The sequence below is a fragment of the Flagellimonas yonaguniensis genome (assembly GCF_029193885.1).
In the GTDB taxonomy this organism is placed as follows: domain Bacteria; phylum Bacteroidota; class Bacteroidia; order Flavobacteriales; family Flavobacteriaceae; genus Flagellimonas; species Flagellimonas yonaguniensis.
Genome location: NZ_JARFVB010000003.1, coordinates 57,579 through 81,723, shown reverse-complemented (window position 1 = coordinate 81,723; position 24,145 = coordinate 57,579). Strand labels below are relative to the sequence as shown.

The following is a 24,145-nucleotide window of genomic DNA, read 5'->3' as shown; positions in this document are numbered from 1 at the left end:
GCTACTTGGCTGTCTTCCTGATTTTTGAAACCAGCGCTTTCACCCAATCTACTTCAATGAATTCAGGGAATTCTTTTTCAAACTGCTGCAATTTACCAATATCCAATTTCATGGCCTTGGATAAGATGCTTTTTGCTTCATCCAAGTCATTATTTTTTAAATGAATGCCTGCCAATTTATAGGTCAGTTCCGAATTATCGGGATAAAATTCCAATCCTTGGATCAAAACTTGAATGGCGGAGTTGTAATCGCCGATCTTGTTGAGCACTTCTGCCCAATTCTTCCAAGTGCCCAATTCGTAATTGCCCAGATCCACGGTTTGCTTATAGGCAAAGTCCGCTTCATCATGATTGTTCATAACGAAATAAATCTTAGCGGCTTTTTTCCAGTATTTTGGGTTTTCTCCATCAATATTTATGGCCTTGTTGATGTAATACAGGGCTTTTTCATAGTTTTTTTGTCCAAAATGGAAATCGGTAATGGCCAACCAACCCTTGTCCAACAAGGGATCTTCATGAACGGTATGGTAGTAATAGTATTTTGCCATATCAAAATTCCCCAGTTTTTCATGGCACTTGCCAAGTCGTAGAAACGCATAGGATGTAGGGTCTTCGATGGATATGGTGGATTCATAATTTTCGATGGCTTCGTTGTATCTGCCCAATTTCTCCAACACCTTTCCTTTTTCAAAATAGGCTCCGATAAAGGAATCATCCGATATAACGGCAAAATCAAAAGCGGTCAATGCTTCCAAATAAAGGCTTTTGGCCAGATACATTTTTCCCAATTGGTGCCATGCTACTTCGCAATAGGGATTTCGGTCCAAATAATCGTTCAAGTAATAAATGCTTCCGTCAAAATCTTCCAAAAACTCAAAGCAGTACACAACGTTGTAGAGCGATGAGTAGTCCCTGTCATCAATTTCCACGCAACGCATGAAGCTGAGTTTGGCCTGCTCGTAGTCATCCATAAAAAGATACTCCATTCCCAAAAGGGAGTGGATGTCGAAGGAGTGATCGGTAATGTCCAATGCTTCCAGCAATAGGTTTACTGCCTCTTGGTGTTTGTCCTGCTTGGATCGGATATTGGCCCGTTGGATGAATACTTCCTCATTGGCTGCGTTTATGGTCTGAATTTCATCCAGAAGCGTTTCAGCAGCTTCAAATTTGTCTTCAAACGCCAATACTTCCACCTGCAATAGTTTAAGCTCCATGGAATTGGGGTGCTGTTCCAAACCAATTTGAATGGCTTTTTTGCCCAGGGATATTTTACCGTTGTTCAGGTAGTGGTGAATGATTTCCTCAAAGTCCTCCGCATCAAAGAAATAGACGTCATCCGTCTTGAGCATGGACTCAAACTTGTTTATGGATTTGTCAGGATATTCGTTAGATTCTAACGCCATAGGAACGTTTTTGGTTGAACTATGGACTTAAAATTAACCCTTTGAGGTGCTCTTCAAGTCCATTTTAGGGGGATGTTATCAACAAATTAGTTAACAGTACCGGATTTGTAGCTGTTCAAAATACTGAGAATTTGGTCGCAACCTTTCTCGATTTCTTTCATGGAAATGGTCAATGGGGGCGATATTCTCACTGCTTTTGGCTCAAATAAAAGCCAGAAAAGTATCAATCCCTTTTTTGCTGCTTCGAGGATCAAATAATCGGTTACTTTCTTGCTCTCCATAATCGGTGCGAGCATTAATCCTTTGCCCCGTATCTCTTTTATCAATGGATGTCGTAATAATTCTCGGAACAACTTTTCCTTTTCCAAGGTTTGTGGAATAAGGTCTGTTTCGGTAATTTCCCTTAGGGTGGCCAAACTTGCTGCAGCAATTACTGGATTTCCACCAAAGGTGGTGATATGGCCAAATTTGGGATTCTCCTTTAAATCGGCCATGAGTTCGTGCGATGCCACAAATGCCCCCACGGGTAAACCTGAAGCCATGCCTTTTCCAATGACCAAGATGTCCGGGGGACAGTTAAAGTGTTCAAAAGCGAACAATTTGCCTGTACGCCCAAAGCCGGGCTGTATTTCGTCCAATATTAGCAAGGCACCTACTTCATCGCAGCGCTTTCGTACTTTTTCCAAGTAACCGTTTTCCGGTACAATGAATCCAGCACCACCTTGAATGGTTTCCAATACAACGGCTGCGGTTTTCTTGGTAATGTTTTCGATTTCTTCCTCAGCATTGAACTGGATCGAACGAACATCGGGAATCAAAGGTCGGAACGCACTTTTGCGTTCTTCCAGTCCCATAAGGCTCAAACTGCCCATGGTGTTGCCGTGATAGGCATTTTTTGCAGCGATCACTTGTGAACGACTTGTGTGCCTACGTGCCAATTTTATGGCACCTTCCATGGCTTCTGTTCCTGAATTGACCAGATAAGTGGTGTTCAAGTTGCTGGGAAGGTGCGAGGCCAGTAGTTTAGAGAATTCAACTGCTGGTTTTTGCACGTATTCACCATAGACCATGACATGCATATATTCGTCTACCTGTGTTTTGATGGCATCCACTACTTTGGGGTGGCAATGTCCTAAACTACAGGCCGATACTCCCGCCACAAAATCCAAATGGGCATTGCCATCTTGATCATAGATGTAACTCCCTTTGGCGCGGGAAACTTCCAAGGCCAATGGGTGCGGGGAAGTTTGGGCTTGGTATGTGAAAAAATCGTTTTTGGACATTATGGGGTTTGCGCTTTCTTTTTAAGAACAGGCTTTTTGGGTTTTACCGCCTTGGTATTGGGTGCGTTTATGGGATCGTTCTGGTTGTTCTGCCGCTCATTTTCCTCTGCATCAATATCAATAGGGTTGTCTATGCCCCGAATTTTTGCCAGTTCAATGTTATTGTCGTCTTCGTCAAATATTTCTTCTTTGGACATAATCCGTTCATCACCTCGCCAAACAAAGCCTTTTAATTTTCTGCTCTCCACGGGCAGGTCGGTTTCGGGAAAAATATCCCCGTCTGGCTTTACGTAAAATGTGATGTCCTCAATATCGTTATCGGCCATGAGTAGACGAATCTTACTGCAAATGGTCTTATCTATCCCGATTAGCTCTTCATCATCGTTGTACACATAGTAGATGACCTCGGTGTTCTGGACCAAATCAATGATTTTCAATTCATTTTCAATGAACTTGCCAAAGAGGTTCTTCCCCTTGGCTTGATTGTATCCTGTGCCGCTGATGGTGTCCAAGGAAATGATAAAGGCATTCTCTATCACTTTGAGGGAATCCAGCTTATCGGTTTCCATATCGGAAATCAAATGAATGCTATCGCCCGTGATCTGATTGTCCACGTTCCACAAAATGGGATCGGTAATCAATTGGGTAATACCTGTTTTTTCTTCAAAATGAATGGAATCGCATTTGCCGCTCAAATCCGTTTTGTAGAACTTGGCATTTCTGAAAGCCCTTAAAATCCGCTCTTCTTCTTTTCCAGTTACCATCAAGGTGTCTCCGTGCATATAAAGAGAATCTTTTTGCACCAGGCTGATGGAAACTGCCCTTTTGGTGGCAAAAACTGAATCTTTGGCCTTGTGCACCTCTGCATAGTGTGCTCTGATCACACCATTGTTGATGGTGTCCGTAATCTGGATATTGTTCGTTGCCGATGCAAACTCCGTGGCCTTGTCAAAATAAAGACTATCCCCTTCAATAATCTTGTTATCGTAATCGATTCGGGTATTCTTGATGCCATATCCCTGCTCGATGGTGGTATTGTAAAAACCTCGCTCACAATAGATTTTGTATTCCTCGCCCGTAATGGTGGAAGGCCCGTACATGTAGGCATTTTTTGAGGTGGTGTAGTAGTCCAACTGTTCCGAATCTATAATGTAATCAGGGTTGTCTATATGTACATTACGCTGAAACTGGTACTTTTTTGGTGTCATGAAATAGGTACCCACTTTGCTGGTAAGCACATTGGCAGAGTCTACCACTTTCCCGCCCGAATTGTAGAAGGCCTGCTGCTTTTCCCTGTCAAAATAAAGAGTATCAGTGGTCAGTGTCATCTGTCCATTGGTCAGGTCTACCTTTTCCCATGCTTTGGCCAGTCTGGTATTTCCATCATAATCCATTTTACCACTGTTCATCTCAATGGAATCCCCTTGCTGCAAACGAATGTTTCCAATGGCTTTTAAACGGTTTTCCTCGGCATAAAAAATAGCGATATCGCACCAAAGGTCAGCTCCTTGGTGTTCAAACTGTACCTGTCGCTCATCGTCCTTGCTAAAAATGGATGCACCGGGAAACTGGGCTTCATCCTTGGTAAAGTTGGCACCGTAGACAATGTTGATTTGCCTTCCGTTTACTTGCTTATCCTGCTGGGGTGCATCTTCCTGGGCAAATACGCTAAAAGCGATAAGGAATACAATGAAAAATGAAATGCTTTTCAAATTCATGAAATTTTGCCCAAAAGTAGGATTTTTAACGGAAGTGGCATACATCGTTTAGAAAGCTTTGGGATTTCTCTTTCAAGTGATTGTGCCCGTTTTTTACTTTCCGCGTTTTAGGGTAAGCGTGATTTGCCCACAATGGTAGGTGTTGTGATAAAGTATATGTCCAAATAACTTGGTTCTGGAAATGGAACCGAAAAATGGGGTGTCCAAGGTTTCCATCCATTCTTTCTCGGATAGACTTTCAACGAGGTCACTCAGTTTTTTGTATCCATCGTCCACCAATTTTTGGCTTTCTTTTAGGTCATACACTTTGCCAGTATCTTTTTTACCCATCGTGGTATTTTTAACCTCGGTGGGAACGCCAAAAAATTGGGCGAGCAGGTGCATGATTTCCCCAATATGATGATATATGAACCCTACGGATGCGGTATCATCATTTAATTTCAGGGTGCTGTTTTCTTGGGTGATCTCGTTGAAAGTGAAATCGCACGTTTTTCTGTTTTGTGCAAGTAAATCATGAAGAATTTCCTTCGTCATGTAGATTATTTATTTAAAAAAGCAGAGTACATCCAAACCAATTTTTCCTGCTCTCGGATGTAATCGCTCATCAATGCCCCAGTACCTTCGTCATTGGAATCACCGGCCAAATCCAAGAGTTCCCTTTCAAGAGGCAATAAAACTTCGTACCCATCCAGGATTGCCTGTACAGCTTCTTTTCCACTGGATACATTTTTTGCAGCTTTTATCTTTGATAAATTCGAATAATCGGCATAGTTATGTAATGGGGTAAAACCCAAGGTCAGAATTCGTTCAGCGATTTCATCGACTTTTTCCAGTGAGTCGTTGTAGAGATCTTCAAATTTAGCATGTAGTTCAAAAAACTTTTCGCCTTTAATGTTCCAGTGGAATCCACGGGCGTTCATGTAAAATATTTGATAGTTGGCCAAAAGCCCGTTCAGTTTGTCGGATAGGTCGCTAGACGCTTGTTTATCGAGTCCTATTTGATTCAATTTATTTGTCATATCAGCCTGTTTTTATTTGATTCAAAGATAAAGGAAATGTGTCATGTCTAAAGTGATATAAGTCACATACACCAGTGATGAATCAATCATTTTTCTTCATCAAACTGATGGCGAATCCACCACCTTCAGCCATTCGAATGGTCAGAGATGAGCCTTTGCTGATATCGATTTCCTCAATGTTGATGTCAGTAGGGTTGTTTTTGTAATGGGCATCCGCTGCATCTTTGTAAATAATAGTTTCATAAGCAATACCCTCATCCAGAAAATCAAAATCAATCGTGACCTCTCTTGAATTTTCATCGGTGATGCCGCCAACAAACCAATTGCCTGTTTCTCTTTCTTTCCGTGCTATGGTAACGTAGTCGCCCACCTCTCCGTTCAATACATGGGTTTCATCCCAGTCCACACCGACATCCCTGATAAATTGTAATGCAGGCTGCCCCTCGTAATTTTCGGGTAGGTCGCAAGCCATTTGAACAGGACTGTAAATAACAACGTATAATGCCAGTTGCTGAGCCAGTGTTGTGCTTACTCGGTTGTTTTCCTTGGAGGGGATTTCGATGTCAAAAACTCCTGGCGTAAAATCTATTGGTCCGGCCAACATTCTGGTAAAGGCCACAATGGGCAAATGCTCGGGAGGGTTTCCACCATCAGCCGACCAAGCATTGAATTCCTGTCCACGAAGCCCTTCGCGTGCAATGGCATTTGGATAGGTTCTTCTGATCCCCGTTGCTTTTATGGGTTCGTGGGCGTTGATGGCCACATTGTACTTGGCACCAGTCTCCAAAACTTTTCTGTAATGATTTACCATCCATTGACCATGGTGGTACTCACCTTTTGGGATGATTTTCCCCACATAACCTGTTTTGACAGAGTGGATGCCCAATTGATTCATCAGTTGGTAGGCTGTATCCAATTGTTGCTCATAGGTTCGTGGTGCCGCTGAGGTTTCGTGGTGCATTATAATTTCCACACCTTTTTCCTTGGCGTATCGATTCAATTCTTCTAAATCGTAATCGGGGTAAGGGGTCACAAAATCGAATACCCCTTCGCGGTCTTCAAAACCTATCCAATGTTCCCATCCCGTATTCCAGCCTTCCACCAAAACTCCCGTAATGTTGTTTTTCGCGGCAAAGTCAATATAGCGCTTGGTGTTTTCCGTAGTGGCGCCATGCTTGCCCGTAGGTTTTAAATCGTTGGTGAAAGTGTTCATGTCCTGGGAGCCTGCATAGTCCCATGTTGATTTGCCGACATGCATTTCCCACCAGATGCCTACATATTTTTTGGGTTCGAACCAGTTAACATCTCCCAGTTTGTTGGGCTCGTTGAGGTTTACAATCAATTTTGATTCGATAAGATCACTTGCCTGGTCGGCAATTTGGATGCTTCGCCAAGGGGTTTTAAAGGGTAGTTTCCTTTTTACCTTGTAACCCGTTATATCGGAACCCACCAATTCACTGGTCAAAAGCAAGGATTCGTTGTCGACTTTCAAGGTCATTCCAGCATAATCGGTAAGATTGGCTTCATGAAAGCTGAGGTGCAGCCCATCTTCGCCTCGCATGGTCACTGGGGTGTTCACGGCATTTTCGGGAATATAGGTCTGGGCAAGGTCGGCATTGTTTCTTTTGGAAATGGCATCGATTTCAGAAACCTTGGTGGTGTTGTACAAATGTTCATAAATATCCCAGTCACCGGGAATCCACCATGTAGTATGATCCTCGGTCAATTGAAACTCTGTATTCTCATCCATGATAATGATACTGTCTATCCCTTGCTGCGGCAAAAACTCGTAACGAAAGCCAATGCCATCGTCATAAGCCCTGAAATAGATATTGAACTTGCGGTTGGGGGCTTTGGTCTCTTCGAGTTCCACTTTGAGTTCGTTGTAGTGGTTCAAGACTTCCTTTTGTTCGCCCCAGGGCATTTCCCATGCTTCATTGACCGTATTTGTTATTGAATTGACAATGCTGAGATTTCCGTTCAAGGATTCTTGATCTTTGAAATCAAAGCTCATGGAAGAGGAATCGATAACAATTTTGTCGTTATGATTCACAAAATAGTAAGGTGAACCATCCGTCGAAAGGTGGAAATCAATGGAATTGATTCCATTGGGGGACGAGACCGTAAGTTTTGTTGTTTGTTTTGTACAGGAAATTAAGCTTGCTATTAGAAATAGCAGGGTCAGTGTTTTGTTCATTGTATTGATATTTAGTCAATTATAAATGCAGTAAAGTATTGTCCAAGATTGGACAATTGGACCTTTAAATTACAGAAAAATGAACAAAAAACCGAAGCTTATCTGTGAATAGTTTGTAACCTATCGGGGCCTACGGATACTATTTTTATGGGTACGTTCAACTGCTCTTCCAAGAACGCGATATATTCGTTCAGGGTTTCAGGTATATCCTCTGCCTTGGACAATTTTGTAAGGTCTTGGGACCATCCTTTCATCTCGGTATAGACGGGTGTCACGTATTCTTCCTCGATGTTGTAGGGTAAATGCTGAATCTCTTCGCCTTTGTACTTGTAGGCTGTACAAACTTTAATGGTGTCAAAACCGCTCAAAACATCAGCCTTCATCATCATAAGTTCGGTAACCCCATTGATTTGAACAGCATATTTTAGGGCAACTAAATCTAACCAGCCGCAACGGCGTGGTCTTCCTGTGGTGGCTCCAAATTCGTTACCTATTTTTGCCATTTTAGCACCATCCTCATCAAAAAGTTCGGTAGGGAAGGGTCCACTGCCCACACGCGTGGTGTATGCCTTGAAAATACCCAAAACACTTTCAATCTTATTTGGTGCTACTCCAAGTCCAGTACAGGCTCCAGCAGCTGTGGTATTGGACGATGTGACAAACGGATAGGTTCCAAAATCAATGTCCAAAAGTGAGCCTTGTGCACCTTCTGCCAAGATTTTCTTTCCTTCTGCCTGTGCCTTAAAAATGTATTCCTCACTATCAATGAAGGTCAACTTTTTTAGCGTTTCCACGCCTTCATAGAACTCGGCCTCCAATTCATCCAGATTATACTGGATATCCACATCGTAAAAATCGATCATGGCCTCATGTTTATCGGCCAAGGCGCGGTATTTTGTTTTCCAATCCTCAAACTCCAAATCCCCAACCCTCATACCGTTACGGCCGGTTTTGTCCATGTAAGTCGGCCCGATACCCTTTAGGGTGGAGCCGATTTTGGCCTTTCCTTTGGAAGCCTCGGATGCGGCATCCAATAAACGGTGCGTTGGTAGAATGAGGTGGGCCTTTCTTGAGATGAAAAGTTTAGATTCTATGTCAATATTGAACTTTTCAAGATTATCCAATTCTTTCTTGAAGATCACGGGATCTATCACAACCCCATTGCCCACAACATTAATGGCGTTTTCGTGGAATATTCCGGATGGGATAGTGTGCAAAACGTGTTTTATGCCATCAAACTCCAAGGTGTGCCCAGCGTTGGGACCTCCTTGAAATCTGGCGATAATATCGTATTCCTTGGTCAGTACATCAACAATTTTTCCTTTTCCTTCGTCTCCCCATTGGAGTCCAAGCAATAAATCTACCATGTAATGTTCGGGTTATTCGGTTAGGTTTTCTTCTTTGTTTCGAGTTCCGTAGAAATATAGTGAGTGATTGTTGATCTTGATGTCAAAAACCTCTTCAATTGTTTTTTTGATGGATTGGATGCGAGGGTCACAAAATTCCACTACTTCGCCAGTATCCGTTAAGATGACGTGATCGTGCTGACGGTCGAAATACGACTTCTCGTACTGGGCCTGGTTTTTGCCAAACTGATGCTTGCGTACCAACTTGCTCTCCAACAATAGTTCAATGGTATTGTAGAGCGTAGCCCGGCTTACCCTGTAGTTTTTGGTTTTCATTTTAATATAGAGGGATTCCACATCAAAATGGTCGTCACTATCATAAATTTCCTGTAAAATGGCGTAGCGTTCAGGGGTTTTGCGGTGTCCTTTCTCTTCTAAGAACGAAGTGAACACGTTTTTTACAATTTCCTGATTTTTATTGTTTCCCATGGCTTTCTACCTATGCTAATGCACAAAGGTACAGTTAAAAATTAAATTCTGGTTACTTTATCTATACCTTCCACTTGCTTTAAACTGTTCATCAAACGTTTAAGGATATTGTTGTTTTTTACCACTAGCGTAATTTTTCCTTTGAAGGTACCGCCATCCGCACTAAAGTTAAGGTTGCGCATGTTCACATGCATGTTTTCCGAGATGATCTTGGTAATGTCCTTTACCAGTCCCATATTGTCAATTCCCGTGATTTTGATATCCACGGAGAATTCTTCCTGGGAGGAATCTATCCATTTTGCACTAATGATCCGGTAGGCATAATTGGATTGCAACGAAATAGCATTCGGACAGTTTTTTTTGTGTACTTTGATACCATCGTTAACACTCACAAAACCAAAAACTTCATCCCCGGGAATTGGATTACAGCATTGTGATAGTTTATAGTTGAGCCTTTCTTCCTCCTTTCCAAAAACGAGCAGGTCGTATTTGGTGGTTATTTCGTTTTTATCAACGTCTTTTGGAGTAGGGGTCTTACGGATTCTGTTCTTAAAGAAATTGATGAACGCATTGTGATAGGACGAAGAGAAGTCTTTTAGTTTATCGTTGTCAATGACCCCAATACCCACGCGGTAAAAGAGATCCAAACTTGTCTTCAGTTTGAAGAAGGTCACCAACTTGTTCACAGTGTCCTCGTTCAGGTTGATTTTTTGTGCTTTCAGTTTACGGCGCAAAATTTCCTTCCCTTCCGCTGCAACTTCTTTTTTCTCCTCGCTCAGAGATGATTTGATTTTGGACCGTGCTCGAGCCGTTTGGGCGTAATCCAGCCAACTTTGGGTAGGTTTCGCACTCTCCGATGTTATGATTTCAACTTGGTCCCCGCTGCGAAGCTTGGTGCCAAGGGGAACCAATTTTCCATTGACTTTGGCACCTCGGGTCTTCATCCCGATTTCTGTGTGAATATTGAAAGCGAAGTCCAGTGCCGTAGCACCTTTGGGCATCGATTTCAAATCTCCTTTTGGTGTGAAAACAAATATTTCTTTGGAATAGAGGTTCAGTTTGAACTCCTCGACAAAATCAACGGCATTGCCATTGGCACTTTCCAAGGCCTCCTGTAATTTGTTCAACCACTCTTCTATTCCCTGTTCTTTCTGTGCCCCGTGCTTGTATTTAAAGTGGGCTGCATAGCCTTTTTCTGCAATTTCGTGCATTCGTTCACTTCTGATCTGTACTTCCACCCATTTTCCCTTTGGGCCCATAACGGTTATGTGGAGTGCCTCATAACCTGTGGATTTAGGGGAGGTGATCCAGTCGCGTAGACGAATGGGATTCGGGGTAAAGTGATCTGTTACAATGGAGTATATCTTCCAAGCAAGAAACTTCTCGTTTTTTCTATCGGATTTGTATATGATGCGTATGGCAAACTTGTCATACACTTCATCAAAAGTCACGTTTTGTGCCTTCATCTTCCTACGGATGGAGAAGATGGACTTCATACGGCCCTTGATATAGTAATTGAGTCCTTCCTTGTCCAAAGAAGTTCGGATGACATTTGCAAAATCCTCAATGTAGGCAGCGCTTTCTTCTTCGGTATCCTCTATTTTGGCCGAAATGTCATGGTACACCTCTGGCTCCGTATATTTTAGGGAAAGATCTTCTAGATGTGTTTTGATGTTGTACAACCCGATTCTGTGTGCGAGTGGGGCATAGATGTACAAAGTTTCCGATGCAATTTTTACCTGTTTGTGCTCTGGCATGGAATCCATGGTGAGCATATTGTGGTAACGGTCGGCTATTTTGATAATGATCACCCGAACATCATCATGAAGGGTCAATAGCATTTTACGGAAGTTCTCCGCTTGTTGGCTAATGTCCTTATCCTTCTTAAGATGGGCTATTTTGGTAAGTCCATCCACAATTCGGGCCACGGTCTCGCCAAACATGCGCTCAATATCATCTAGGGTGTAGGGCGTATCCTCAACCACATCGTGGAGTAGGGCAGAGGCAATGGAAACAGCATCCAGTCCAATTTCCGAAGCAACGATTTTGGCTACGGCAATCGGATGAAAAATATAAGCTTCCCCTGATTTTCTTCGCTGGTCCTTGTGGGCATCAACGGCCACATCAAAGGCGGAACGGATCAACTTTTTGTCCTCATCCGTCAGCGTTTGGTAGCTTATGCGAAGTAATTCTTTGTACTGCTTCGCAATCTCCTTGTTCTCTTTTTCAATAGCAGCCTCTGTCATAGTATATTAAATTTACTACAATCTTATAATCTAACCAACAAAATCTATGCCTTTAGGTTTCGGATACGTTCCACTAAGGGCGGGTGGGAGTAGTGAACAAAAACGTAGGCGGGGTGTGGGGTTAGGTTGCTCAAGCTTTTTTTGGACAATTTTTTCAGTGATGAAACCAAGGGGGGGGCAGCAAATGTGTTCTTCGCAAAATCATCGGCCTGAAACTCAAATTTTCGTGATATGTAGTTCATGATCAATCCCGTCAATTCCGAGATTGGACTGTACAATAGGGCGAATCCGACCAGGGCAGCATGAAAACTTGGTGTGGATACCCCAATGGCCAAAGATATTTCTGGATGGTTGATGAACAACGATAGTATAAAAAGCGTCAGCCCTGTGGTCAATAAGGAAACCACAAGATTCACAATAATATGTTTGCGTTTGTAATGCCCAACTTCATGGGCAAGGACCGCCACGATTTCATCCTCGCTCAAATCATTGATCAATGTGTCGAACAATGTGATGCGTTTTTCCTTTCCGAAACCCGAAAAATAGGCATTTGCCTTGGTAGATCGTTTGGAACCATCGATCACGAAAATATTTTGAAGCTCGAACCCTACTTTTTTGGCGTAGTTTTCAATAGAGCTTTTGAGGCTTCCGTCTTCAAGCGGCGTTTGCTTGTTGAACAGCGGAACAATCAATCGGCTGTAAAATAAATTGATGAACAGAATGAAAATACCAACTGCAATCCATGCATAGATCCAAAAATTAGGTCCTGTGGATTTGTAGAACAGCATAAACAACATTAAAATACCTCCTCCAAGAATGATGGTCAGGATGCCACCTTTTATTTTGTCGGACAAAAAGGTGGATTTGGTTGTTTTGTTGAACCCATATTCCTCCTCGATCACAAAGGTTCGGTAATAGGAGAAAGGAAGTCCTAGAATAGCACTTCCCAACATGATGATTCCAAAAAACATCAGCGCCATTGGGATACTGTCCTCCGTGATGGAACGTGTGAAATGGTCCACCCATTCAAAACCTCCAAATACAAGGAAGCAGATAGTCAGGACCAGTGAAAATCCATCGGAAATAACCCCAAATTTGTAATTGGTCCGTTTGTATTGTTGCGATTTTTGATACTCATCTTCATCAAAAACATCGGCAAGTTCGGGTGGTAAGGTCGATTTGAAACGCTTGGCGTTCAGGTACTCCAAATACTGATGGACCAGATATTGGACCACAAGAATGATCAGGATGATATAAAAGAGTACATTTTTTTCCATAGCTTAAAATCCGCGCTGGCGCTTCGCTTCAAATATAAGTATTGCGGCGGATACCGAAACATTCATGGAGTCTATTTCTCCCTGCATCGGTATAATTATGTTTTGGTCGGAATTTTGAAGCCATTTTTCTGTCAGTCCAGTAGCCTCGGTACCCATGACAAGGGCTGAAGCGGCTTTAAAATCACACTCCACATAATTTTTGGAAGCGGTTAAGGCAGCACAGTAAATTTTGATTTGGTTGGTTTGTAAAAAATCAATGATCTCATCTGTTGTTCCCACGCCAATCTGGTTGGTAAAAAGACAACCCACGCTGGAACGGATGATGTTTGGACTATATAGGTCGGATTTGGGATTCGCTATTAAAACGGCATCAACTGCAGCGGCATCGGCAGTGCGTAACAAGGCACCGATATTACCGGGTTTTTCGGGAGCTTCGGCAACCAACACCAAAGGTGTTTTGTTTGTAAAGGTAATATGCTCCAATGCATGGTTCTTGGATTCCATGAGTCCAAGAATACCCTCCGTGGTGCCACGATGCGCAATTTTACCGTAAATACTTTCTGAAACTTGTATGATTTCTGGGTTTGATACTTTGATGAAAGTGTCAATGGAACCGGAACCCATAATCTCGGGACAAAATAAAAGGGTTTGTAAACTGTATCCTCCCTTTTGGGCCAATTCAATTTCCCGCTGTCCCTCCACCACAAAAAGCCCGCTTTTTCTCCTTTCACGCGATTTCTCTTTTAGGAGCAGGATTTTTTTTACCAAAGGATTTTGGGCACTACTGATTAGTTTAGCTTCCATACAGTTCGTAAAAATAAAGATTCCTGTAATTATAAAAAGGGGTTTTCGACCAAGAGGTAAAATCTAAACCATGAACAAATTAACCTTCCTATTACTTTTTTTTGGCTTGATTGGCTGCAAACAAAATTCAAAACCTGCAAAAATTAAAGAACCTGTCCAACAGGAAATCTCGGAAAACAAAGCTGTTTATCCAGATGCCTTGATGAAGGTTTTTGATGCCCATGGAGGTATAAAGCAGTGGAAAAAACAGCGAACACTATCTTTTGTGCTCCCTAAACCCAAACTCGCGGAAACCCATACCATAGAGCTATGGTCCAGAATGGACAAAATTGAAACTGAGCAATTTACCATGGGATTTGATGGCAATGAAACTTGGCTTTTGGATACAGACGAAACCTATAAGGGGGATGTAAGGTTTTATCATAATTTGATGTTTTATTTCTACGCCATGCCCTTTGTTTTTGCTGATGATGGCATTATGTATTCCGAAGCTGATGATTTGGAATATGAAGGAAAAAATTACCCAGGGATAAAAGTTGCCTTTGAATCGGGTGTTGGTGCCTCATCTAAAGATGAGTATTACATTCATTTTGACCCTGAGAGCCATAAAATGGCTTGGTTGGGCTACACGGTTACCTACCGATCTGGGGAAACTTCCGATAATGTACGGTGGATAAATTACAAGGATTGGCAAGAAGTGAACGGGTTGTTGCTTCCAAAATCCATCACGTGGCACAACTATGAGGGAAGAAAGATTTTGGAGCCTGCCAGCACGATGACGTTTGAGGATGTCATTATTAGCGAGAACCCTCAACCAGAAGAATTTTATGCTAAGCCTGAAAATGGGGAATATGTTGCTATAAAGACGAATTGATAATGAGTATTTTGGTGGAAATTTGTCAATTCGAGTGATTTTTTGGAGTGTGGCGGAGAAAAATTGTATCGAGAATTGATTTTGGATGCAGTAATCCCTGTTCTCGATACTTTTTCCTTTGGAAAAAACTCGAACTGACATTGCCAAGCAAGATCAATATAAAAAAAGGCGCTCCGAGGAGCGCCTTTTGATATTTAGGATCTATTGTCCTTCTTTTTCCCTTTCGTATTTGCCCATGTACCGTTTCCATAGTTCGGTCTGGTGGGTTTCCAACGAAACGTCCCTACCATCGATATAGGCCTTGGAAAGTTGGTTGGTCCTCATGTCCAATGCATCTCCTTTTGAAATGAATAGGGTTGCACTTTTTCCTTCTTCCAAAGTTCCGTACATATCGTCAATACCCAAAATTTTTGCTGTGTTACCGGTTATCAATTGCAAAGCTGTTTCCTTGTCCAGTCCTTGGGCGACTGTTTGACCAGCATAAAAGGCGAGATTCCTAACTTGGAAATTGGCAGCGTTCTCATTCTGTAATCCCACCAAAAGACCAGCATCCACTAGAATTTTTGGCAATTTGTAAGTATGGTCGTAATCATCGTCTTCATGTTGTGGCAATGAATGGGTGCGTTCCACTAAAACTGGAACATTGTACTCTTTGAGTAAGTCAACAATTTTATTGGCGCGATATCCACCTACAACCACTACGTTTTTAACGCCTAGTTGTTTTGTTAAAGTGACCGCATCGGTAATCTCCTTTTCCCCATCTGCATGGATGTATAGGCGCTGGGAGCCATCAAAAAGCCCCTGCATAGCGGCAAATGGAAGATTTTTCTGGTTTTCATTCGTTTTTCCATAAGCTATGGAGTTCTGAAAGAACATTTTAATGTTGTCCATTTCTTTTCCATAATCCTTGTTAGGAACGTAACCTCTTTCTTCACCAGCCCACCAGCGGCCCCTTCTAAAAAAGTTGGGCCAGTTCATGTGGATGCCATCATCTGCTTTCAAAGCGGCATCTTCCCAGTTCCACGCATCAAACTGGACAATGCTGGAAGTTCCTGAGATAGTGCCTCCCTGTGGCGTTACCTGTCCAATAAGAACACCATTCGGACGCATGCTTTCCACTACTTTGGATTCTGCATTGTAAGCAATCAAACTGCGGACATGTGGAATCATTTCGCCGATTTCATCTTGATCATCGCTTGCCCTAACGGCATCGACTTCGACCAAACCAAGGGATTTGGAGGGTGCTATAAAGCCTGGATATACGTGTTTGCCCTCGGCATTGATCATGGTGCCTATGGTAGGCGCCATCAAATCTGCTCCAATGGCCGTGATTTTTCCATCCTTAAAAATGATGGTACAGTTCTCAATTACCTCTCCATTGCCAATATGTGCTGTCGCTCCTAATATGGCAATTTGTTCGGATTGGGGAGGGGCAGGGGTTTGCTGTGCGTTCAATGAAACCCCTAAAACAATTGCTATGATTAAAAATATTCTTTTCATGGTTTATTTTTTTAAAGGGTGTCACAATGAAACTCTTCTTTCTTACTCTGAACGGGGGTTCTGGATTTTTTACCCTTTTTGTTTTCGTTCAACATCATTCCAATCAATTGGTTTCTTTCCTTTTTGATGGATTCCCTTAGCTTTTTGTCTTTTTCCAGATCAAAATAAACTTTTCCTTCAATCAAGGTTTTTTCAGCTTTGGCGTAAACGGATAATGGATGATCGGTCCATAGAACCACATCTGCATCTTTTCCTTCTTCAATACTACCTACGCGATCGTCCAAATGAAGCAGTTTGGCTGGATTCAATGTGACCATTTTCCATGCTTCCAATTCTGACATACCTCCATATTTTACCGTTTTACCGGCTTCTTGGTTCAACCTTCTGGACATTTCGGCATCGTCACTGTTGATGGCAACGGTCACTCCTTGACTGGTCATGATGGCTGCATTGTAAGGAATCGCATCGTTCACTTCGTATTTGTAGGCCCACCAATCACTGAATGTGCCACCGCCAACACCATGTTCGACCATTTTATCGGCTACTTTGTATCCTTCCAAGATGTGCGTAAAGGTGTTCACGCGGAAATCAAACTTCTCGGCGACTTTCATCATCATGTTGATTTCACTCTGTACATAGGAGTGGCAAGAAATAAAACGTTCCGCGTTCAAGATTTCAGCCAAGGTTTCCATTTCCTCATCGTAGCGGAAAGGTTCCCCACTTTTTTTCTTTTCATCGTATTCCTTTGCGCGTTGGAAATAGTCGGTGTACACTTGTTCCACACCCATTCTGGTCTGCGGAAAACGGGAGTAGCTGCCCCAGTTGGACTGCTTCACGTTTTCTCCCAAGGCAAACTTTATGAATTTGGGCGAGTCGTCGAAAATCATGTTTTCTGCGCTTTCTCCCCACTTTAACCTTAATATGGCAGATTGACCCCCGATGGGGTTGGCAGAACCATGCAGTAATTGGGCGGTAGTGACACCACCGGCCAGATCACGGTAAATGGCAACGTCTTTTGGGTCAACGACATCTTCCATACGTACTTCGGCAGAGGAATTGTGTCCACCTTCGTTAATGGATAGTGCTGCAATATGTGTATGCTCATCAATGATTCCAGCAGTCAAGTGCTTTCCAGTGGCATCCACCACCGTGGCGCCACCTGCGCGGAGGTCTTTCCCCACTTTGGAGATCTTACCTTTTTTGATGAGTACATCGGTGTTTTCCAAAATGGTCTCGCCTGTCCAAACCGTAGCATTTTTGAAAAGGATGTCCTCTTGTTCTGGTTTTTCCTTGTACCCGTATCCAACATTGGGATAAGTTAGGGCCATAAGCTGAGGTTTCTCGGCAGCAACTTCGCCTTTGGATTTCTCCTCAAAAGCGGAAGTCTTGGTCATTGTGGCCGAAGTTTCATCGCCATTGGGAAGCACTACGTTTCCTTTGATGGATTCAGCGCCTGGTAAAACATGGGCGACCATGCGGTAAGAACCAATATTGTCTTCACTGAAGGAAATATTCAACCAGTCTCCTGAATAATCTATCTTGGAGTCTACGGTTTCATTGCCTTTTTTGATTTCAGCCTTTGGTTTGTCAGCATCTCCTGTTAGAGAAACTTTGTAAGTGGTTCCGTTAACGGCAAGATCATAATCGCCACGGATATCGATGACATCCATGCTTTCAATGATATTCTTGGTTCCTTGGACCCAGTTTTCATAAAGGGTGGTGCCTTTGTCAAAAATATCGCCTGAAGTAATCAAGAAGTTGGCTTGGCTTCCAGCTTGCAATGAGCCAATCTCGTTGGATTTACCCAAAATCTCCGCAGGAATGGTGGTCAATGCCTCCAATGCCTTGGTTTTTGGAAGACCATAAGTTATGGCTTTCAAGATTTTTTCCTTCAACTCTTTAGGGGATTTAAGCCCATGTAAGGTAATGGAGAAGTCCACACCATTGTCCGCCAAAACTTTTGGATTGGACGGCGCCAAGTTCCAGTGTCTCATATCCTTCAAGGCAATGTATTTGGCTTGATATGGGTTGGATACATCGAATGCATCTGGAAAATCAAGGGGTAAAATCAATTTGGCGTTGGTGGCTTTGATTTCATCAATATGCTCGTATTCGTCTCCGCCCGCCAAAATAGTGTACTGAATTCCGAAAAGGTCTCCAATTTTGTCAGCACGGAGCACATTGCCATTGTCTCCGGCAGCATAGATTTGTGTCAAACCCTTGTTGGCAATCAAAGCTTCCAATGAACGGTCTTTGGTGTCCACATTGCCTTTGCTGTACCAGTCCATATCGTAATACACCTGGCGCATCAAGGCCATGGCCCCCATCAGGGAACCCGGGTATGATTGTCTTGATGCTCTGCTCTTCCCAAAGGAAAAGTATTGTGCGGATTTATCGGAAAGGATACGTTGTGCTTCGGATGCTTCATCGTTCAAAGCGACCAATAGGCCAGTTCCCCTGGCTATTCCGTCTTCAATGTGTGCATTGATGGTCCCGAAACCAGCATTTCTAAGCTCTTTGGCCTTTTTTTCATCATATTTAAAACTATTGATGGCATCATTTTCGGGCATAATATGGTCGTTCCAGTAAAATCCTTCCCTAGATGGGCCATATTGTGCGGACCTTCCGCTGCTGCTGGCTTTTTTAGGTAGTTCTACACCAAATCCAGAAAACACATCGATAAATGATGGATAGATGGATTTTCCGCCCAAGTCCTCCACGACCGCATTTTTGGGAATGTTTACGGATTTGCCGACTTGTACCACTTTGCCGTTTTGTATCAGCAGGGTGCCATTGTTGATGATTTGTGTAGGGGTTACATAGATTTTGGCATTCGTAAATGCCGTGTAATTGTTGTTCTTCTTTGCCTTTACACCGTCATTTATTGGAAAATAATCCTGTGCAAACAAAGAAACACTGCCCATGAAGAGGAACAGGGCCAAAAGTTTTAGTTTCATAAGGTTTGAATTGAATTAGTCGCATTAAAGGTAACCTTTGTGAAAGGACTCCACAAGTTTCAAAGAATGCCCAATTGCTTGTTTCGATGATTGATGATGAGACCTACGACAGCGTTATAACTTTTGATACCTTCTTTTTGGTTGTTTACCTTTAGAAATGTGTTGAATACGGATTTGAACACCGGCTCCATGGGGTTCTCATATTTTTCCCAAAAATCCCGTAATTCATTGAAATTTTCTTTTACACCCGGATTGATGGCTGCAACAATTTTATTGTATTGTTCCTCGTCTTTATGGAAAAGGTCGTTAAGGCAGTAACCTAGGGCGTGATTGTAAGCCGAATACTTAAAATACGGGTCTTTGCTCTTTGATGTAACCAAAAAACCAATAAAATTTGTGGCACCTTCGGCGGAGTACCCCAATTGATGGCCTACTTCGTGACAACTTACTGTGGGTAACCTGAATTTTGGAGTAATTCCATTGACCTGTGCCTCATTGGTAAAAGGATTAAGGTAACCGCCATACCCCATAAAAGTCAATGGAACACTATAGATAGAGGATTTTAGGCTTCGGTGCTCGTACCCAAAATCGGGGTATTGCTTTGCAAAGTTGGCATAGGCTTCTTCCGTTTTGGCAAAGATTTGCTTTTTGGAGTAGGGGATGTGCACGGGAGAGATGGTATCTCCTGTCAGTTCCCATTGATATTGGTTCGTCTGGATGACAATGTATTGGGTCAGTTCAACCAATTCATCAAGGGTGTATTCACGTTCAATGCCCAGTTTCCAGTTAATGGGTTGGCGATGGTAGTTCATGCCCCAAAGCAGATGAAAGGCAAAAAATACAATGGACAGCACCACGACAATATCTTTTAGAAACCAAAGCGGTTTTTTCTTGATGTTTCTCCAATGTTTATAAATGTATCGAATTGCTAAAATGACGAGAGCTGTGTAAATCAAATCCCCAAAGGAAAACGGAATCCAACCGAAGAGCATCCTTAAAAAACCTGAAATATAGGGGTAAATACCATTGCTGTAATATGCTTCCACGAAATTTGGGTAGCTGCCCATCCATTTTACCAATATGATTTGTAGAGGTAGGGCAATGGCGATAATTGTTTTGGTTTTTTGTCTCATCAAAAATGAAGCAATTTGTTTTATTGCAAATTAAAAAAGCCGCACGGAAAAGTACGGCTTTTTTAAGTTATGCTTTTTGGGTTTTATTATTGGATTCCAACAATTTCTATATCAAAAACCAAGGTAGAACCACCAGGAATAGGACCGTAATCGTTGTCTCCATACCCTAAATGTGGAGGAATGAACAAGCGAACTTTGTCCCCAACCTTCATGGTCAGCAAACCTTCACGGAAACCTGCTGCCAATTGGGCATCTGGGCTGTAATCCATAGGAAACGGACTATATCCGCCCTGATCTCTCCTAGCAGGGTTCAGTTGGTTGAATTGTTCTGCAATATCTTGAATATTGCTATCGAACAAATCCCCGTTGAACAACCAACCTGCATAATTTACCAATACCTTTTGACCTATTTTCGGTTGCTCGCCATTACCTTCTTCCAATTTTAAAATACGCAGGCCACTGGATGTTTCTTCGGCTTCGTTGATTTGCTCGGTAAATTGGGCTGCCAAATCCTCCTTCATTTTCTTGAAGGCTTCTTCGGCTGCTTTGGCTTCTTCGAAATAGTCGCTCATGATTTGAACGGCATCAAACTGTCTGGCCTCCTTGCCATTGCGCACAATTTCCACATGGTCCATTACAACATCGGTCTCAGGTCTGTCGCCAGCACCCGTTTTTACATTGGCAATCGAATCAACCACATCCATGCCTGCCACTACTTCTCCGAAAACAGTATGCTTGTCATTCAACCACGGTGTAGCTTTGTGAGTGATGAAAAATTGACTGCTATTTGTCTTTGGACCTCTGTTGGCCATGGAAAGGATGCCTTTTTTGGAGTGTCTCAAGGAATCGTTGAACTCATCTTTAAACGTGTACCCAATATTGCCGCTACCGCTACCGGTTGGGTCTCCACCTTGAATCATAAAATCTTTGATCACCCTGTGGAACACGATGCCATCATAGAACTTTTTGTCTTTGTACTCATCGTTTACAAATGGGTTTTTCCCTTCGGCCAAAGAAACAAAGTTGGCTACCGTAACGGGTGTTTTTTGGTATTCCAATTGTATGATGATATCCCCTTTGGTGGTTTGGATATCGGCAAAAATACCATCGCCCAAATCGGCATACTTGCTCGACTTGCACCCTATGATCAATAGGAGAAATAACGGTATGATGTAAAATAATTTCTTCATTGCTTATGAATTTAGTTTAAACTGTCGTTGTCTATTATGATCGTATGTAATTCTACTGATGATTTAAGTGGTGTTTTGGGCCCAATGGCTTTATTGTCCCCTTGATAACCATAAGCTTGGGGAGAGGGAAACAAAAATGTGACCTTCTCGTTTATTTTTAACAGTTTTACCGCATTTTGAAGCCCAGGAAACAATTGTTGCTTATCGATTACATGCGAGGTCGGACCCATTTCTTCCGCAGTGTAGATGGTGTCGCCATTAAGGCTCATCAAATTGTAGGAAAATAGGATTTGGTCTCCCGACTTTAGTTGATAAGTTGCGGTATCGCTTTTGGTCTCATAGTAGTACCAAAACCCGTTTGGACTGGATAGATATTCGTGAATGGTATCCTTGGAAATAATTTCTTGAATGGCTGCTTCCTCCGCGGCCAATAATTTCTTGGTACGCTCAATGGACTCCTTGTAAAAACTCCCCGATTTAACCTCTACAGGTCTTCTTGGTTCTGGACCCCCGCAGCTCACAACGACTGCAACCAACAAAACAGCTAGAAAAAATCTCATGGGTTCAATTTGTCTTTATAGGTTTTTAAAATATCATTGAATCTGGATATGGTTTCCTCCATGCTGGACTCGCTTCGCCCACCAGCTGCATTGGTGTGCCCACCACCGTTAAAATGCTCTCTGGCAAATTCGTTCACGGAAAAATCCCCAACCGAACGTAACGAAATCTTAATGATGCCCTCTTCTCGGTTTTCGATAAATATGAGCGCGAAAATAATTCCTTCCAAAGTTAGGCCATAATTTACGAATCCCTCGGTGTCCCCTTTTTTAAAATCGTATTGGTCCAGCTCATCTTGGGTAAGTGTTATGTAGGCGGTTCTGTATTCGGGAAGGATAACCATATTGCTCAAAGCAATACCCAATAAATGCAAGCGGGAAGGGGAATTGGTATCAAAAACCTTTTGATGGATTTCCATGTTGTCCGCACCTTTTTCTATCAATTCCGCCACCACACGATGTGTTTTGCTGGAGGTGGAACGGTACTTAAAAGAACCGGTATCCGTCATAATGCCCGTGTACAGATTCGTGGCCATATCGGTATTGATTAGGTTGGTTTCCCCTAAAAAGGCGATAAAATTGAAGACCATCTCACAGGTGGAACTCATGGTCACATCGGAATAGGTTACCTTGGCATAGTCGTCAGGTTGTTGGTGATGGTCGATCATAATAAAATCAGCCTCAGCCTCTTTCAAAGCCGATTCCATCTGCCCAACACGGGAAAGGTCGTTAAAGTCCAAGGTAAATATAATCGAAGCCCCACCAATGACTTCTTTGGCCTTTGGGTTTTCCCTTTCAAAATTGATAACGGTATCATTTCCCGGCATCCATTTCAGGAATTTTGGATAGTCATTTGGTGCCACTACATGCACGGTATGTCCCTTTGCCTTTAAAAATCCGTAAAGTGCCAAGCAGGACCCCATGGCATCTCCGTCTGGATTTCTGTGGGGAATGATCGCTATCTTCTGAGGTTGGGAAAGAATCGACTTCACTGTCGTGATATCCGCTGAATTCATGCGGCCAAATATACAATAATATAATGTAGAGGTAACCCGGTTTATCCGTATTTTTGGTTTGGTAAAAACACATCATGAAGCAATTTTATATTTTATTGGCGGTCTTGGGTATATTTTCTGCCTGTAAAAAGGAGGCGGGAAAAACAGTTGAAACCGAAGAACAATCAGCACCTGATTTTGTGGTGGCCTTTGGCTCCTGTAATATGGCACAAGAACCGAATTCTTTTTGGGACGATATTTTGGCTGAAGACCCAGATGTTTGGATTTGGGGCGGGGACATTGTTTATGCGGATACGGATGATGTTGAACGATTAAGGTCCATTTATGCCATGCAAGATACCGTTGCGGGTTATGCCAAATTGAGAAACGAAGTGCCTATCATCGGAACATGGGACGATCATGATTTTGGTGTGAACGATGGGGGTTCCGATTTTGCCATAAAGGCGGAAAGCCAGCAGGTATTTTTAGATTTTATGGGTGTGCCCGAGGCAAGTGCCCGAAGAGATCAAGACGGGGTGTATGCCGCCCATGAGTACGAAGTTCCAGCAGGTAAGGTTAAAGTAATCGTATTGGATACCCGTTATTTTAGAAGTGAGCTCATCAAAGATGAGGATTCAAACAAGCGATATAAGCCAAGCATGGATTCTACGGCAACTGTACTGGGAAAAGCTCAATGGCAATGGTTGGAAAACGAACTTAACCGTTCCGATGCGGATTTCAACTTAATTATGTCCAGTATTCAGGTATTATCGGGAGAGCACGGTTTTGAAACATGGGGCAATTTTCCTTTAGAGATAGAGAAGCTGGAGAATATGATAGCGCAATCAAAGGCAAAAGGTGTGATGATTTTATCGGGAGACAGGCATATTTCTGAGTTCTCCAGAAATGATGTTGCAGGGCTTTCATATCCCTTGGTGGATTTTACCAGTAGTGGGCTTACCCATTCGTATTCCAGCTTCAGTGGAGAACCGAATCAGTATCGTGTCGGGGAGGTGGTTTCTGATAAAAGTTACGGTGTAATTGCCTTTGATTTTGAAAAAAAGGAAGCCGATATGAAGATGAAAGGAGATAATGGTGTGGTGCTTCAAGAACTAAAACAAACCTATTGAGCCTTGTACCTTGGTCGAAAAAGCTTAA

The 24,145-nt window shown here is 42.6% G+C and carries 19 protein-coding genes; 2 read left to right on the top strand and 17 right to left on the bottom strand.

What is annotated here, in order from left to right:
- Position 1 precedes the first annotated feature (1 nt).
- The 11 genes from PY092_RS06660 to PY092_RS06610 form a co-directional block, all read right to left on the bottom strand.
- Complete coding sequence (locus PY092_RS06660) at positions 2-1,402, bottom strand: tetratricopeptide repeat protein (RefSeq protein WP_275615071.1); 1,401 nt, start codon at positions 1,400-1,402, stop codon at positions 2-4.
- Positions 1,403-1,488: 86 nt separating this feature from the next.
- Positions 1,489-2,685: an aspartate aminotransferase family protein gene (locus PY092_RS06655; RefSeq protein ID WP_275615070.1), complete on the bottom strand. Its 1,197-nt coding sequence runs from the start codon at positions 2,683-2,685 to the stop codon at positions 1,489-1,491.
- Positions 2,685-4,403 carry an OstA-like protein gene (locus PY092_RS06650; protein ID WP_275615069.1) on the bottom strand — a complete coding sequence of 573 codons (1,719 nt, stop codon included), beginning with the start codon at positions 4,401-4,403 and terminating at the stop codon, positions 2,685-2,687. Before PY092_RS06650 ends, PY092_RS06655 begins: the two co-directional genes overlap by 1 nt.
- A 93-nt stretch (positions 4,404-4,496) precedes the next feature.
- On the bottom strand, positions 4,497-4,937 hold the full coding sequence (locus PY092_RS06645) for a DinB family protein (RefSeq protein WP_275615068.1): 441 nt from the start codon (positions 4,935-4,937) through the stop codon (positions 4,497-4,499).
- 5 nt (positions 4,938-4,942) lie between these two features.
- Positions 4,943-5,422 (bottom strand): Dps family protein, encoded by a 480-nt coding sequence (locus tag PY092_RS06640; RefSeq protein ID WP_275615067.1) that lies wholly within the window; start codon positions 5,420-5,422, stop codon positions 4,943-4,945.
- A gap of 82 nt (positions 5,423-5,504) precedes the next feature.
- Positions 5,505-7,619 (bottom strand): glycoside hydrolase family 97 protein, encoded by a 2,115-nt coding sequence (locus PY092_RS06635; protein WP_275615066.1) that lies wholly within the window; start codon positions 7,617-7,619, stop codon positions 5,505-5,507.
- A gap of 98 nt (positions 7,620-7,717) precedes the next feature.
- Positions 7,718-8,986: an adenylosuccinate synthase gene (locus PY092_RS06630; RefSeq protein ID WP_275615065.1), complete on the bottom strand. Its 1,269-nt coding sequence runs from the start codon at positions 8,984-8,986 to the stop codon at positions 7,718-7,720.
- Between the two features lie 12 nt (positions 8,987-8,998).
- Entirely contained in the window at positions 8,999-9,454 is a 456-nt protein-coding gene (locus tag PY092_RS06625) for a Fur family transcriptional regulator (protein WP_127139321.1), read from the bottom strand.
- A 41-nt stretch (positions 9,455-9,495) separates the two neighbouring features.
- On the bottom strand, positions 9,496-11,700 hold the full coding sequence (locus tag PY092_RS06620; protein WP_275615064.1) for a RelA/SpoT family protein: 2,205 nt from the start codon (positions 11,698-11,700) through the stop codon (positions 9,496-9,498).
- 44 nt (positions 11,701-11,744) lie between these two features.
- Complete coding sequence (locus tag PY092_RS06615; RefSeq protein WP_275615063.1) at positions 11,745-12,977, bottom strand: M48 family metallopeptidase; 1,233 nt, start codon at positions 12,975-12,977, stop codon at positions 11,745-11,747.
- Positions 12,978-12,980: 3 nt separating this feature from the next.
- Complete coding sequence (locus tag PY092_RS06610) at positions 12,981-13,781, bottom strand: TrmH family RNA methyltransferase (protein WP_275615062.1); 801 nt, start codon at positions 13,779-13,781, stop codon at positions 12,981-12,983.
- A gap of 70 nt (positions 13,782-13,851) precedes the next feature.
- Between PY092_RS06610 and PY092_RS06605 the strand changes: the two genes are divergently transcribed.
- Complete coding sequence (locus PY092_RS06605; protein ID WP_275615061.1) at positions 13,852-14,655, top strand: DUF6503 family protein; 804 nt, start codon at positions 13,852-13,854, stop codon at positions 14,653-14,655.
- A 201-nt stretch (positions 14,656-14,856) separates the two neighbouring features.
- Here the strand turns inward: PY092_RS06605 and PY092_RS06600 are convergent, their stop codons facing one another.
- From PY092_RS06600 to PY092_RS06575, 6 genes are all read right to left on the bottom strand, one after another.
- Positions 14,857-16,155: an amidohydrolase family protein gene (locus PY092_RS06600; RefSeq protein ID WP_275615060.1), complete on the bottom strand. Its 1,299-nt coding sequence runs from the start codon at positions 16,153-16,155 to the stop codon at positions 14,857-14,859.
- A gap of 11 nt (positions 16,156-16,166) precedes the next feature.
- On the bottom strand, positions 16,167-19,112 hold the full coding sequence (locus PY092_RS06595) for an amidohydrolase family protein (RefSeq protein WP_275615059.1): 2,946 nt from the start codon (positions 19,110-19,112) through the stop codon (positions 16,167-16,169).
- A 59-nt stretch (positions 19,113-19,171) separates the two neighbouring features.
- Positions 19,172-20,245 (bottom strand): DUF3810 domain-containing protein, encoded by a 1,074-nt coding sequence (locus PY092_RS06590; RefSeq protein ID WP_275615058.1) that lies wholly within the window; start codon positions 20,243-20,245, stop codon positions 19,172-19,174.
- Between the two features lie 86 nt (positions 20,246-20,331).
- The gene (locus PY092_RS06585) at positions 20,332-21,435 is read right to left on the bottom strand and encodes a peptidylprolyl isomerase (protein WP_275615057.1); all 1,104 of its coding nucleotides are present in this window, start codon (positions 21,433-21,435) and stop codon (positions 20,332-20,334) included.
- A gap of 11 nt (positions 21,436-21,446) precedes the next feature.
- Complete coding sequence (gene gldI / locus PY092_RS06580; RefSeq protein ID WP_275615056.1) at positions 21,447-21,995, bottom strand: gliding motility-associated peptidyl-prolyl isomerase GldI; 549 nt, start codon at positions 21,993-21,995, stop codon at positions 21,447-21,449.
- A complete protein-coding gene (locus PY092_RS06575; RefSeq protein WP_275615055.1) occupies positions 21,992-23,008 on the bottom strand; it encodes a DHH family phosphoesterase in 1,017 nt (338 codons plus the stop codon). Before PY092_RS06575 ends, gldI begins: the two co-directional genes overlap by 4 nt.
- A 74-nt stretch (positions 23,009-23,082) precedes the next feature.
- On the opposite strand from PY092_RS06575, the gene PY092_RS06570 reads away from it, so the two are divergent.
- The gene (locus PY092_RS06570) at positions 23,083-24,117 is read left to right on the top strand and encodes an alkaline phosphatase D family protein (RefSeq protein WP_275615054.1); all 1,035 of its coding nucleotides are present in this window, start codon (positions 23,083-23,085) and stop codon (positions 24,115-24,117) included.
- Positions 24,118-24,145: the final 28 nt, after the last annotated feature.